Below are 13,190 nucleotides of genomic sequence, written 5' to 3'. Positions count from 1 at the left end.
TTGGGGGCACCATGACCGACATACGTCCGACCGTTCGGCAGGTCCATGCGCAAATTCGCGACCGGCCGACCCCGACGAGCACAGCTGCGCCGCAGGCCGGCGCACCGAATATCGGCGCATCGGACATCGGCCCGCCGCGCCTGCCCGAACCGCGCCTGCCCGAACCGCACCTGCCCGCGCCGCCCGACGACCGGGAGCTCTACTGGTACTTCGGGCCGCAGCGGCGCTGGGTGCTGATCTGCACCTCGCTCGCCTTCGTCCTCACCGCCGCCAGCATGCTGGCCTTCTCCCTGCGCACCCCGGCCCTGTGGGGCTTCCTCGCCGTCCTCGGGCTCAATGTCGTGGCCTCGCTGCTGTCCAGCGCCAACAGCCTGCGCAGCCGCCGGCTCACCCGGCAGTCGCACGAGGTGCTGATCCGTGCCTGGCAGCCGACCGAGGCGCCCAGCGTCGACCTCTACCTGCCGACCTGCGGCGAACCGCTCGACATCCTCGCCAACGCCTACCGGGCGGTGGCGACGATGGAGTGGCCAGGACAGCTCGACATCTGGGTGCTCGACGACGCCGACCGGCCCGAGGTCGCCGCGCTCGCGGCGGAGCACGGCTACCACTACGTGGTCCGCCCCGACCGGGGGCACCTCAAGAAGGCCGGCAACCTCAACCACGCCCTGACCCTCAGCCACGGCGACTACATCGCGATCCTGGACGCCGACTTCGCGCCCCGCGCGGACTTCCTGCTGCACCTCGCGCCCTATCTGGCCGACCCCGCCGTCGGCATCGTGCAGAGCCCGCAGTGCTTCGACACGACCGAGAGCATGGGCTGGATCCAGCGCGCGGCCGGCTCGGCCCAGGAGTGGTTCTTCCGCTGGATCCAGCCCTCCCGGGACGCCAGCGACGCCGCCGTCTGCTGCGGCAGCAACGCGCTCTACCGGCGCACCGCACTGGAGCGGGCCGGCGGCATCGCCCGGCTCGACCACAGCGAGGACATGTACACCGGGCTCGCCCTGTACGAGCACGGCTTCCGCACCCTGTACGTCCCGGTGCTGCTGGCCAAGGGCACCTCGCCGGACAGCCTGGGCTCCTTCGTCAACCAGCAGTACCGCTGGGCGATGGGCAACCTGCACCTGGTCCGCACCCGCGACCTGAAGCGCATCGGCGCGCCCTGGCGGATGCGGCTCTGCTTCTACGAGGGCGTCGTCGGCTACCTGTCGATGTTCGTCAACGTGGTCGCCGCCCCGCTGCCGCCGCTGGTGATGATGTTCTGCTACCCGGAGCTGGTCCGGCCCTGGCACGTGCTGCCGATGCTCGCGCCGCTCTGGCTCTGGCACGTGCTGCTGCCGCAGGTCAGCCGCACCCGCTGGCGGATGGAGGTGATCCGCGCCAACCTGCTGATGAGCCTGGCCGCCGGAGCCGCCTTCCTGCACACCCTGCGCGGGCACGGCGCCGCCTGGGTGCCGACCGGCGCCGGCCGGGCCCGCCCCGGAGGGCTGGCCCGCCGGGTGGTGCAGACCGCCGCCGTCTGGCTGGTGCTCACCCTCGGCGGTGCGGTCGCGGGGCTCGCCCTGGACGTCCACCGCGTCGGCTGGGCGCCGACCTGGGGCCTGCTGCTCTATGTGCTGGTGCAGTGTCAGATCGGACTGCCGCTGCTGCGCGACCTGCTCCGCGAGCTGCGTCCGGGCGACGGCAGCCGGAGCCCGGGTCGGGTCCGGAACAGGGTCAGGGTGCCGCGCCCGGCCATGCAGCCCCGCCGCTGGCCCGAGGCGCTGGCGGTCACCTCCCTGCTCGCCCTGGTCGCCCTGGTCGCCTCCGGCTGGGTCGCCCCGATGCTTCCGTAGCGCGTCCGCACACCTTGGCGTTCCGGTCGGCAGTCGACCGAACGCTCCTGCACCACAGGCTCCATGAAAGGCCATCAGAAAAATGTCGTCCTATGCTGCTCCGGTCGTGGACCGGAACCAGGACGCGTCCCCCACGGCAGTGACTCCCGCGCGGGAGTCACGCCACGCGTTCCGCCCGGACATCGAGGGCCTGCGGGCCCTGGCGCTCGTCGCCGTCCTCGGATACCACGCCGCCGTCCCCGGTATGACCGGCGGATATGTCGGCGTGGACGTGTTCTTCGTCATCTCCGGCTACCTGATCACCGGACTGCTGTTCCGCGAGGCGTTCACCACCGGCCGGATCCGGCTGGACGAGTTCTACTCCCGCCGCGCCCGCCGACTGCTCCCCTCGGCCGGACTGGTGCTGGCCGCCGTCTGTCTGGCGGCGCTGCTGCTGGTCGGCCCGCTCTCCCGGACCGACCTCTACCACGACGTCCTCGCCGCCGCGCTCTCCGTGGCCAACTGGCGCTTCATCAGCGAACAGACCAACTACCTCGCGGCCGGGCAGGCCCCCAGCCCGCTGCTGCACTTCTGGTCGCTGGCGGTGGAGGAACAGTTCTACCTGTTCTGGGCGCCGCTCTGCGCGCTGCTGGCCTGGCTGCTGACCCGCAGGGTCGCGGACCCGGCCCGCCGCCGACGGCTGCTGCGGCTCTCGTTGACCGGGCTCACCCTGGTCGCCACCGTCGCGTCGCTGGTGCTCTGCCTGCGCTGGAGCCAGGACTCGGTGTCGCTGGCCTACCTGGGCACCCCCTCGCGGGTCTGGCAGTTCGGCGTCGGCGCGCTGATCGCGCTGCTGCCGACCGGGCTGCCGAGCGGCCTGTCCAGCGGGCTGCCGACCAGGCTCTCGGCGCGCGTCCCCGGGTCGCTGACCGCGCCGCTGCGCGCGCTCTGCGGCTGGGCCGGCTTCGCCGCGATCCTGCTGGCCGTCTTCCGCTACACCACGGCGACCCCCTACCCCGGTACGGCCGCGCTGCTGCCGACCCTCGGCGCGGCGGCGGTGATCCTGGCCGGAGTGCCGGGGCGCGCCGGTGCCGAGGGGACCGACGGCACTGCGCGGGGCGCAGCCGGGTACGGTGTCGGCCGACTGCTCGGCGCCCGCGCGCCGCGCGCCGTGGGACGGCTCTCCTACAACCTCTACCTCTGGCACTGGCCGATCCTGGTCCTGGTCGGGGACCGCTACGGCTGGGCCCTCAGCTGGCCGGCCAAGGCCGCGCTCACCCTCGCCGCCGTCCTGCCCGCCGCCGCCACCATGCGCTGGGTCGAGCGACCGCTGCGCAGCTCCCGGGTGGTCGTCGAACTGCCCCGGCGCGGACTGTCGCTGGGCTTCAGCTCGGTCACCATCCCGGTGGTGCTGGCGCTGACCGCCGGGGCGATGACCCTGCACAGCCTCGGTTCCGCCACGCCGGTGAACACCGCCGGGCTGCCGCCGGGCGCGGTCACCGGGACCAGCCTGCTGGTCGGCGGGGCCAAGGCGGTCGGCAGCGGGGACGTCGTGCCGACCCCGATCCAGGCCCGCAACGACTTCCCGCCGGACGGCGCCTGCGAGGTCCCCCCGGCCGCCGTCACCAGCCCGCCCTGCCTCTTCGGCGACACCGGCAGCGGGCACCGGATCGTGCTGCTGGGCGACTCCCACGCGGGCCAGTGGTTCTCGGCGATGCTGGGCATAGCCGCCTCCCGGCACGACGCACTGGAGGAACTGGTCAAGCAGGGCTGCCCGTTGGCCCAGCTGACGGTCACCAACCCGCAGTTGGGCCGGACCTACACCGAGTGCGGGGTGTGGCGGGCCAATGTGCTGGCCCGGTTGCGCAGCGAGCCCAAACCCGACCTGATCGTGGTCGCCTCGCTCAACCGCTACGCCGCCGACCAGACCCCGGCCGAGCAGGCGAAGCTGCTGGCCGCGTGGAACGGGACGCTGACCCCGCTGCGCGCCCTGGGCGTCCCGATCGTCTACCTCCAGGACACCCCGGTCCCCGGCACCGACATCCCCGCCTGCGTGTCGGACCATCAGGACACCCTCGGCGACTGCGCGGTGCCGCGCTCCCAGGCGCTGTGGCCGGACCCGCTGGCCGGGGCGATCGCGGCCGGGCAGGAGCCGGGGGTGCAGACGGTCGGCGTCAACGACGTGCTCTGCCCGGCCGGGGGGAGCAGCTGCCCGGCCGTGCTGGACCGGATCCTGCTGTACCGGGACACCGCCCACCTGACCAATGCCGCCGTGGTGGTCCTGGAACCCCGGCTGCAGCACCTGCTGCTCGCCGCCGGGCTGTTGGACGCCGGCGGTGCCGGGAGCGGCACGGCGGACGGCTGGACCACCCTGCTCGACGACGACTTCGCCGGTCCGGCCGGAGCCCGTCCCAATCCCGCCCTGTGGCAGTACGACGTGGGGACCTGCTACCAGCCGTGCGTGGCGAACCACTGGGGCACCGGCGAGGTGGAGACGATGACCGACTCCACCGCCAATGTCCGGCTGGACGGCCACGGCGCGCTGGAGATCGTCCCCACCCGGAACGGCAGCACCGGCGCCTGGTCCTCGGGCCGGATCGAGTCCCGGGGCGACGGCTTCGCCGCGCCGGCCGGCGGCATCCTCCGGATCTCGGCCACGATCGCCCTGCCACATGTCTCCGGGGCTGCCGCGACCGGCTACTGGCCGGCCTTCTGGACCCTGGGCGCGGGGTTGCGCCAGGGGAGCACGACCGGAACCGGGGCCGCGACCTGGCCCGGCGTCGGCGAGCTGGACGCCATGGAGAACGTCAACGGCCTGCCCTCGGTCCTCGGGACGATGCACTGCGGCATCACCCCGGGCGGTCCCTGCGACGAGCCGACCGGGCTCGGCTCGGGTGCGTACCCGTGCCAGGCCTGCACCTCGGGCTTCCACACCTACACGGTCGAAATCGACCGCTCGGTCTCGCCGGAGCAGGTCCGCTGGTACATCGACGGCACCCTCTACCACCAGGTGTCGGCCAACCGGATGGACGCTGCGACCTGGGACGCCGCCGTCCACCACGGGGTGTTCCTGATCCTCGACCTGGCGGTCGGCGGCTCGCTGCCCGGCGCCTACGGCGGTGCCGCGCCCACGGCGGCGACCCAGCCGGGCAACCCGATGCTGGTGCAGCAGGTGACCGTGATGTCCCGTACCGGCAGCGGCGGCTGAGCAGTCGGGAATCGGTGGGGCCGTCCGCGCGGTTGGCGGGCAGCCCCACCGTGCGTTCAGGAAGGGGTGGGGGCAGGGGACTCGGCGGTCGGCACTCGGCGCCCCGCTTCTCGGTCCCGGTCTTTAGTTGTATAGTACAACTCGTGGCTTAGTTGTAGAAGCCAACGAATATGGAGGTTGTACCGATGACCACGGGGAGTACCGTCCAAGGTCTGCGCAGTCCGGCGATGCGCCATGTGCTGACGCACCTGATCACTCCGCTGCTGATGTGCCTCGGCATGGGGCTGGCCTACCTGGGCGCCTTCGCCGCGCCCTCGCCGCACCACCTGCCGGTCGCCGTCGTCGGCACCACCGCCGAGGTCAAGGTCTTCGCCCAGACCGTGCAGGACAAGGCCGGCAACGCCCTGGACGTCCGCACCGTGCCGGACCGGCAGACCGCCGCCGACGAGCTGATGGCCCGCGACATCAGCGGCGCCTACATCCCCGGCGCGCACCCGGAGGTGCTGGTCGCCTCGGCCGGCTCCGACACCAGCGCCACCGTCGTGGAGCAGGCCTTCACCCCGGTCGCCGCCGCCCAGGGCGCCCCGCTCACGATCACCGACCTGGCGCCCACCGCGCACGGCGACCCGACCGGGCAGGCGCTGTTCTTCCTGCTGGTCGCGGTGAGCATCGGCTCCTACGCCTCGGTGGCGGTGCTCGGCGGCGTCGGCGGCAGCCTGCCGATGAGGCTGCGGGCGCTGCTGGTGGTCGGTACCTCCTTCGTGGTCAGCCTGCTCGGGGCGCTCTTCGCCGGGCCGCTGTTCCACCTGGTCTCCCACGGGCTGTGGGGCGTCTGGGCGATGAGCTGGCTGTACTCCGCCGGGATCCTCTTCGTCGGGGTCGGCCTGCACACCTTCCTCAAGCGGTGGACCACGCTCGGCGTGATGGTGCTGTTCGTGATGCTCAACTTCACCAGCTCCGGCGGCATCTACGAGCCCGCCCTGCAGAACGGCTTCTTCGGCAGCCTGCACGCCTTCTGGAACGGCGCCGGCTACCTGGAGGGCAACCGCGACCTGGTGTACTTCCACGGCCACGGACTGCCGCGCGGCATCTGGACGCTGGCGATCTGGCTGGTGGTCGGCCTCGCGGTGACCACGATCGCCGGAGCGGTCGAGCGGCGCCGTGAGCGGGCGGCGGCGAGCGACGTCGCAGCGAGCGACGCGGTGGTCGGCGACGCGGTCGCCGTCCCGGTCCTGGCCGGGGCCACGGCGGTCGACACCGCGACGGCGCTGCGGACGGCCGCGCCGGTCGGCGCGGACGAGCGGTCCGAGCGGTCCGAGCGGTCCGAGCGGTCCGAGGAAGACATCGAGGAAGAGGTCGAGGAGGCGGTCGGGGTCTGAGTGCGGCGACCCGACGGGGCGGCAGGCGGGTGTTGTCCGGATTTCCGGGACAACACCCGCCTGTCGGCGTACTCCCGCCGGTCTGACTAGGCCGTGGTGTCCAGCGGCCGGCTGAGGATCAGGCACATGTCCGCCGTGGCCCGGGCGTGGATCCGGAACTCCTCGCGGGCCGCCGCCGGGTCGTCGGCCAGGATGGCGCGGACCAGCGGGCCGTGCAGCTGGGCCGGGGTGCTGCGGGACTCGGTGCCGCCGGGGTCGGCGGCGAGCAGTCGGGTCAGCTCGTGCTGGATGCCCTGCTCGGCCTCCAGCAGCCGCCGTGAGCCGGACAGTTCGGCGATGAACAGGTGCAGCGCCGCGTCGGCGGTGCGGTAGGCGCCGGGGTCGCCGAGCTCGGCGTTGGTCCTGGCCTCCAGCTCGCGCAGGCGGTCCCGCAGCCCGGTGACGGCGTCGGCGGCGTCCGTCCCGGTGGAGTCCGTCGTCAGTCGGGCGGCGGCGCGGGCGGAGGCCTCGCCGGAGACGGCCTCGCGCCAGACGGTCAGCTCCTCCACCTCCGCCTCGGTGTAGGCGTGCCTGGCGGTGAGCTCCCGCACCCGGTCCAGCACCTCGGGGGTCACATAGGTGCCGGCCAGGTGCCCGCGCCGGGTCTCGACCAGGCCCTCCTCGCGGAGCACGGCCATCGAGTGGCGGATGGTCATCGGCGCCACCTCGAACAGCTCCGCGAGGGCCTTCTCGGAGGGGAACCGGTCCCCGGCGACCAGCATCCGGGCGCCGATCAGCTCGCTCAGCCTGCGCGCGATGGCCTCGGCAGCCCCTGCGGCCCGCACCGGACGAATGTGTTCCCGCCAGCCCTTGTCATCCACGAACTACAACCTCTAGATTTCGTAAATCGCCACTCCCGGGCAGAGTACCAAGGAGAGCCTATGAGCAGCCGAGGGACCGGTATGCCCGCCATCGCCGTACCGGTCAGGCTCAGCGACGGGGACGTCGGCGACGCGGACCCCCGGGTGGGCGGCGCCAACAAGATCTTCGCCGACGTGGTCGACCTCGTCCGCGCGGCCGGAGCCGAGCCGGTGCTCGTCGGCTCCGGCACCGAGGAGGAGACCGAACGACTGCTGGACGGATGCCAGGGCTTCCTCGTCCCGGGCGGCGGGGACGTCGACCCCGCGCTGTACGGCGGAGCGGTGGACCATCCCGCGCTCTACGACGTCAACCGCGAGCAGGACCGGCTCGACCTGGCCGTCATCCGCCACGCGCGCCGCACCGGCCGTCCCTACCTCGGCATCTGCCGGGGGATGCAGCTGCTGAACGTCGAGTACGGCGGCTCGCTCCACGTCGACCTGGCGCGGACCTCGGTGCTGCACGACCCGACCGGCGTGACCCGGGACGAGTGGGCGCTGCACGACGTCGAGGTGGCGCCGGACAGCCGGGTCGCGGCGGCCTACGCCGGGGCGACCGGGGCGGCCGGGGCGGCCGAGGTCGTGGCGGCCGGGGGGACGCTGCCGATCGCGTCCGGCCACCACCAGGCGGTGGACCGGGCCGGTGCAGGGCTCCGGGTGACCGCCCGCGCGGCCGACGGCTGCGTCGAGGCGGTGGAGAGCCTGCCGGGCACACCGTGGACGGTCGGCGTCCAGTGGCACCCCGAGGCGGAGGTCCCCAGCGACGCGCTGCGGCTGCCGCTGTTCGCGGCGCTCTGCCGCGAGGCGCGGGCGGTGCGCGAGGTGCGCGAGGTGCGCGAGGCGGCGCGCGGATGAGCGACGAGCCTCCGAGAGGAGCCGTGGCGCCCGCCGACGGTGCGGCCCGGCTCCGGCAGTGCGACCATCCGGTGCCGCCGGAGACCTCGACCGCCGTCGGCTGAGCGCACCGATCCCGAGTACCGATCCGGAGTACCGATCCGGAGTACCGACCCCGTCCGCCGGTCCGCACCCGTCCCGAGTGTGCGGGCCTGGGGTGGTTTGTGCCGGTAGTACATCCGACTGTTCGGCCGGATTTCACTTTCGCTGCAACCACTCCTGCCACTGTGGCGTTACTAGTGCAGAGAGTGGGAGTCGAGCGGCACACGCACGGACTGCCCGGAGACCGCGCCAACGAGGCTGCGGTCCTTCGAGCTGCCCGGCGACCACCAGTGAACCCGTGTCCCCGACGCCGACAGGTGTAATCCACCATGCCAGTCGCTCCACCGGTCGCAGCCGTACGACGTGTACCGCCGCTCGGACCGCCACCGGTGGTCCTGGCCCGAATATCCCCGGTCCTCCGCCGCAGGCGGTCACTGCTGTGGTGGGGGATGGCGGGCTTCTTCTTCGTGGCCTACACGGCACTCGCGATCAGCCGCCAGCAGAACCTGCTGACCGACGGCTACGACCTGGGCATCTTCGACGAGGCGGTGCGCTCCTACGCGGGCGGCCACCTGCCCTACGCGGCGCTCAAGGGCTCCGCCCACTACAGCGTGCTGGGCGACCACTTCAGCCCGGTGCTGGTGCTGCTGGTCCCCTTCTACTGGATCCTGCCGACCGCCGACACCCTGCTGGTGGCCCAGGCGTTCCTGCTGGCGGTCGCCCTGGTCCCGCTGGCCCGCTGGGCGCACCGGGAGCTGGGCGCGGAGGCCGCCGTCGTCATCGCCTTCGGCTACGGCAGCTCCTGGGGCATCGCCGCCGCCGTCGGCTTCGACTTCCACGAGGTCTGCTTCGCCGTCCCACTGATCGCCTTCTCGTTGGAGGCGTTGGCGGCCGAGCGTTGGCGGACCGCGCTGCTGTGGGCGCTGCCGCTGGTGCTGGTCAAGGAGGACCTCGGCTTCACCCTCGCCGCCATCGGCCTGCTGGTCGCCTGGAAGGGGCCCCGACTGCTCGGGCTGGCCGCCGCCGCCTTCGGGGTGGCCGCGAGCCTGGTCGAGGTGCTGGTGCTGATCCCGCTGTCCTCCGACAGCGGCTACGCCTACTTCGCCAAGTCCCTCGGCGCCGGCGGCGCGGGCGCGGCGGCGGCCGGAGGCGCTGCGGTGCACCAGGGGCTGGTGCACCAACTGCTGTCGGTACCGCACAACCTGATCCTGCCGCACGTGAAACTGGTCACCCTGATCGCGCTGTTCGCGCCCACCGCCTTCCTGGCACTGCGCTCACGGCTGGCGCTGGTCGTGGTGCCGACGCTGCTCTGGCGGTTCCTCTCGGACACCCCCGCCTACTGGGGCATGACCTTCCACTACAGCGCCGACCTGATGCCGGTGGTGTTCGCGGCCTTCGTGGACGCCCTGGCCCAGTGTCGCCGGCAGGGCTGGTCGCCGCGCCGGCTCCGGGCGGTCCTGGCGGTCAGCCTGGCGGTTTCGGCGGTGCTGATCCCCGACCATCCCCTGGGGGCGCTGAGCCGGCCGAAAACCTATGCGGTCTCGCCGGTCGCGGAAGCCGGGCGGGAACTGGCCGGGCGGATCCCGAACGGCGCGACGGTCGCCGCCGACAACGATCTGGCGGCCCAGCTCACCGACCGGGCCACGGTCTTCCTCTTCCCCAGCTATCCGAACCCGGGCCTGCCGACCGCGCAGTACATCATCACCAACCCGGCCTCCCCGGTCGGATGGCCCGACCGGTCGGTGCTCTACCGCGCGGACGTGGCCCAGGCCCTGGCCCACGGCTACCACCAGATCGCCTCGGACGACGGCTTCGTCCTGCTGCGGCGCGACAGCACCGGCTGAGCGCCGTAAGAGCGCGGCGCAGGGGCCGTGGATCCTCCGCTCGGTGATACTGGTCGTCCTGCCCGGTCGCCGAAAGGATGTCCCATGCGCCTCGTACTCGTCGGCCCTCCCGGCGCCGGGAAGGGCACCCAGGCCACGCTGCTGGCCGCGTCGCTGGGGGTGCCGCACATCTCCACCGGGGTGCTGCTCCGCGACGAGGCGCGGGCCGGGACTCCGCTGGGGGAGCAGGTGGCGGAGGTGATGGCCACCGGCGGGCTGGTGCCCACCCCGGTCACCCTCGGACTGGTGGAGCAGCGGATCGCCGAGCCGGACGCCGCCGAGGGCTTCATCCTGGACGGCTTCCCGCGCAGCACCGAGCAGGCCGAGGCGCTGGACGCGCTGCTCGCGCCGCACGGACAGGAGTTGACGGCGGTGGTGCTGCTCGACCTGCCCGACGAGGAGGTGGTCCGGCGGATCGGCGGACGCCGGGTCTGCGCCGCCGACGCCGCCCACTCCTTCCACCTGGACACCGCGCCGCCGGCCGATCCCGGCGTCTGCGACCACTGCGGCGGGGAACTGTTCCAGCGCGAGGACGACCGGCCGGAGACGGTGCTGCGCCGGCAGCAGGTCTACCGGGCCGAGACGGTGCCGCTGATCTCCTACTACGAGGCGGCCGGGCTGCTCCGGCGGGTGGCCGCGACCGGTCCGGTGGCGGAGGTCGCGCAGCGGATCCGCGCGGTGCTGCCGACCGGCTGATCGCCGCGCCGTCGCTCCCTGCAGCCGCCGCTCCCTGCAGCCGCCGCTACGGGAGCAGGGCGGGGGAGGAGGCGCCGGGCAACAGCAGTTGCGGGGTGCCGCCGCCGTCGGCGGGGACGCTCCACAGGTCGTCGCTGCCGATGTCGCCGGGGGTGGGCAGGGCGTAGGCGACGGTGCTGTTGTTCAGCCACTCGGCCTGGTCGTCCACGCTGCGGTGCTCGGCGAGCGGGGTCTCCTTCAGCGTCCGCAGGTCGATCACGGTCAGGTGCCAGAGCGAGGAGCCGGCCAGCACCCGCCGTTTGAAGACGATCCGGGTGCCGTCGGGCGAGAGCGAGGGGCACTCCACGTTCTCGGTGAGGCTGGTGACGCTCCGCCGGGAGATCGAGCCGCGCATCAGGTAGGTGTGCCCGGCGGTGCCGAGGGTGGCGTAGAAGGTGTCGTCGTCGGCGGCGAAGGTGACGCCCCAGAAGTTGTCGTCGGCGGCGTGGTACTGCTGGCCGTTGAGGGTGATCGCGAAGGTCTCCAGGTTGGGGATCAGGGTCCCGGTCCGGGTGTCCAGGATCGAGGTGCGGGTGGAGAAGAACGCCGCGCCGTAGGACTCGCCGCCGACGAAGACCGTCCAGGCGGCGAAGCGGCCGTCGGCGGAGACCCGGGCCCGGCTGGGGATGCCGGCCAGCGGGACGGTGCGCACGGTGTGCAGCGAGGCGTCGAGGATCAGCGCCCGGTTGCCGGTGGTGAACACGTTCTGGTCGGACTGGAGGCAGACGCCGGTCCCGGCGGCGGCGAAGAAGCGCTCGCACTTCAGCGGGGTGGCCGTGCGGGTGCCGCCCGGGTCGTCGGCCGGGACCGAGACGACGTGGTCGACATAGGGACCGGGCGCCATGTCGACGAAGAACAGCTGTCCCGGCCGGTCGAGCGAGACCGTTCCGGCGACGACCGGCGGGCCGCCGGCCCGGGGCCGGGTGCGCCGGTCGGCGCGGTCGGCGGCGTGCAGCACGAAGCCGGTGCCGAGCCCGGCGAGCAGCACCACGGCCACGGCCAGGATCAGCAGCCGGGTGCGGGACGTCATCGGGGCGCGTCCGGGGGCCGGGTCGGTCACTGGTCTCCTTGCGGGGTGCGGGTGGGTCGGAGCACCACGCCGGCGGTGACGGCGCAGCAGAGCAGGCCGACGGCGGAGGCGGTCAGCGCGGGGCCGTCGCCCCAGGCGGTCCAGGCCGCGCCGAAGGCGAGCGAGCAGAGGAAGCGGGCGAGCGCCTGGCCGGTGCCGACCAGGGCGAGGCCGGTGCCGCGCAGGGCCTCGGGGACGACGTCGGCGACGGCGGCCGGCAGCACCCCGTCGGTGGCGGCGTAGAAGGTGCCGTGCAGGGCGAGCACCAGGAACGGCAGGGCCGGGCCGGCCGGGGCCCAGAGCAGCAGGCCGTAGCCGAGCAGCAGGGCGCCGTGCCCGGCGAGGAAGACGGTGCGGCGGCCGATCCGGTCGGCGAGCGCGCCCAGCGGCACGGCCAGCAGCAGGAAGCCGGTGGCGGTGCCGAGCGGCAGCAGCGGGAACCACTCGTCGGAGATGCCGGTCCGGTGCTGCAGCAGCAGGTAGACGAAGGCGTCGCTGATGGTGGTGAGGCCGAGCAGCATGGAGCAGCCGGCCAGGGCCCGCAGCCGGGGCAGCTTGAGCAGGGTGGCGGCCTCGCGCAGGTCCACCCGCTTCCGGGCGGGGGCCGCCTCGGCCGGAGCCCCCGCTGCCGCCCGGGGCCGGCCGGGCACGAACAGGATCAGCACCAGCACGCCGAGCGCGGCGATGCAGCCGCTGACGCCGAAGATCGCGTCATAGCCGTTGGCGGCCTGGCGCAGGATCAGGAAGGCGGTGATCGGCCCGAGGGCGGCGCCGGCCGTGTCCATGGCCCGGTGCACGCCGAAGGCCCGGCCCCGGTGCTCGGGGGCGGAGGAGAGCGAGATCAGCGCGTCCCGGGGAGAGGTGCGCAGCCCCTTGCCGGTCCGGTCCAGGGCGAGGATCGCCCCGAGCGGGGTCAGGGTGTGGGCGATCAGCAGCAGCGGGCGGCAGAGCGCGGAGAAGCCGTAGCCGAGCCCGGCGACCAGCTTGTGGTTCCGCCCCCGGTCGGCGAGGTGGCCGCCGACCAGCTGGACCAGTCCGGCGACTCCGTTGTAGAGGCCGTCCAGCACGCCGAAGCCGAGCGGGCTCAGACCGAGCCCGGTGACCAGGTAGAGCGGCAGGACGGCGGTGACCATCTCCGAGGAGACGTCGGTGATCAGACTGACGGCGCCCAGGGCGAGCACGGTCGACGAGACGGCCCTGGCCAACTGTCGGGGGCCGCCCGAGGGCGCGGCCCCCTCGGCGGGGGCGGCGCGGTCGGCCAGGTACATCGTCG

Annotated in this window: 9 protein-coding genes; 6 read left to right on the top strand and 3 right to left on the bottom strand. The window is 73.5% G+C overall.

Annotated features, from left to right (window positions below; all coding sequences use genetic code 11):
* Positions 1-11 precede the first annotated feature (11 nt).
* The 3 genes from BS75_RS12615 (at position 12) to BS75_RS12605 (ending at position 6,398) form a co-directional block, all read left to right on the top strand.
* The gene (locus tag BS75_RS12615) at positions 12-1,832 is read left to right on the top strand and encodes a glycosyltransferase family 2 protein (RefSeq protein ID WP_081982272.1); all 1,821 of its coding nucleotides are present in this window, start codon (positions 12-14) and stop codon (positions 1,830-1,832) included.
* A 106-nt stretch (positions 1,833-1,938) separates the two neighbouring features.
* Positions 1,939-5,019, top strand: coding sequence for an SGNH hydrolase domain-containing protein (locus tag BS75_RS12610; protein WP_052070610.1), 3,081 nt, complete (start codon positions 1,939-1,941; stop codon positions 5,017-5,019).
* A 185-nt stretch (positions 5,020-5,204) separates the two neighbouring features.
* Positions 5,205-6,398, top strand: a complete 1,194-nt coding sequence (locus BS75_RS12605) for a membrane protein (RefSeq protein WP_034088291.1) — start codon at positions 5,205-5,207, stop codon at positions 6,396-6,398.
* An 86-nt stretch (positions 6,399-6,484) separates the two neighbouring features.
* Here the strand turns inward: BS75_RS12605 and BS75_RS12600 are convergent, their stop codons facing one another.
* A complete protein-coding gene (locus tag BS75_RS12600) occupies positions 6,485-7,222 on the bottom strand; it encodes a FadR/GntR family transcriptional regulator (RefSeq protein WP_034088290.1) in 738 nt (245 codons plus the stop codon).
* Positions 7,223-7,318: 96 nt separating this feature from the next.
* Between BS75_RS12600 and BS75_RS12595 the strand changes: the two genes are divergently transcribed.
* The 3 genes from BS75_RS12595 to BS75_RS12585 all read left to right on the top strand — a co-directional run bounded on the left by BS75_RS12595 (position 7,319) and on the right by BS75_RS12585 (position 10,809).
* On the top strand, positions 7,319-8,149 hold the full coding sequence (locus BS75_RS12595; protein WP_042436833.1) for a gamma-glutamyl-gamma-aminobutyrate hydrolase family protein: 831 nt from the start codon (positions 7,319-7,321) through the stop codon (positions 8,147-8,149).
* Between the two features lie 530 nt (positions 8,150-8,679).
* Positions 8,680-10,074 carry a DUF2079 domain-containing protein gene (locus tag BS75_RS12590; protein WP_034088289.1) on the top strand — a complete coding sequence of 465 codons (1,395 nt, stop codon included), beginning with the start codon at positions 8,680-8,682 and terminating at the stop codon, positions 10,072-10,074.
* Positions 10,075-10,158: 84 nt separating this feature from the next.
* Positions 10,159-10,809, top strand: coding sequence for an adenylate kinase (locus tag BS75_RS12585; protein WP_034088288.1), 651 nt, complete (start codon positions 10,159-10,161; stop codon positions 10,807-10,809).
* A 46-nt stretch (positions 10,810-10,855) separates the two neighbouring features.
* On the opposite strand, the gene BS75_RS12580 is transcribed toward BS75_RS12585, so the two are convergent.
* Positions 10,856-11,878, bottom strand: a complete 1,023-nt coding sequence (locus BS75_RS12580; protein WP_034092921.1) for a TolB family protein — start codon at positions 11,876-11,878, stop codon at positions 10,856-10,858.
* A 26-nt stretch (positions 11,879-11,904) separates the two neighbouring features.
* The gene (locus BS75_RS12575; RefSeq protein WP_034088287.1) at positions 11,905-13,185 is read right to left on the bottom strand and encodes an MFS transporter; all 1,281 of its coding nucleotides are present in this window, start codon (positions 13,183-13,185) and stop codon (positions 11,905-11,907) included.
* Positions 13,186-13,190 lie beyond the last annotated feature (5 nt).

The organism is Streptacidiphilus albus JL83 (assembly GCF_000744705.1).
In the GTDB taxonomy this organism is placed as follows: domain Bacteria; phylum Actinomycetota; class Actinomycetes; order Streptomycetales; family Streptomycetaceae; genus Streptacidiphilus; species Streptacidiphilus albus.
Note: the sequence above shows the minus strand (reverse complement) of the source record. Positions and strands in the feature narration are given on the sequence as shown.

Bases quoted from the DNA above. Each gene is read 5' to 3' on its own strand.
- BS75_RS12590 (WP_034088289.1), top strand. From the start codon at position 8,680: ATGGCGGGCTTCTTCTTCGTGGCCTACACGGCACTCGCGATCAGCCGC.
- BS75_RS12595 (WP_042436833.1), top strand. From the start codon at position 7,319: ATGAGCAGCCGAGGGACCGGTATGCCCGCCATCGCCGTACCGGTCAGG.
- BS75_RS12580 (WP_034092921.1), bottom strand. From the start codon at position 11,878: ATGACGTCCCGCACCCGGCTGCTGATCCTGGCCGTGGCCGTGGTGCTG.
- BS75_RS12575 (WP_034088287.1), bottom strand. From the start codon at position 13,185: ATGTACCTGGCCGACCGCGCCGCCCCCGCCGAGGGGGCCGCGCCCTCG.
- BS75_RS12615 (WP_081982272.1), top strand. From the start codon at position 12: ATGACCGACATACGTCCGACCGTTCGGCAGGTCCATGCGCAAATTCGC.
- BS75_RS12585 (WP_034088288.1), top strand. From the start codon at position 10,159: ATGCGCCTCGTACTCGTCGGCCCTCCCGGCGCCGGGAAGGGCACCCAG.
- BS75_RS12605 (WP_034088291.1), top strand. From the start codon at position 5,205: ATGACCACGGGGAGTACCGTCCAAGGTCTGCGCAGTCCGGCGATGCGC.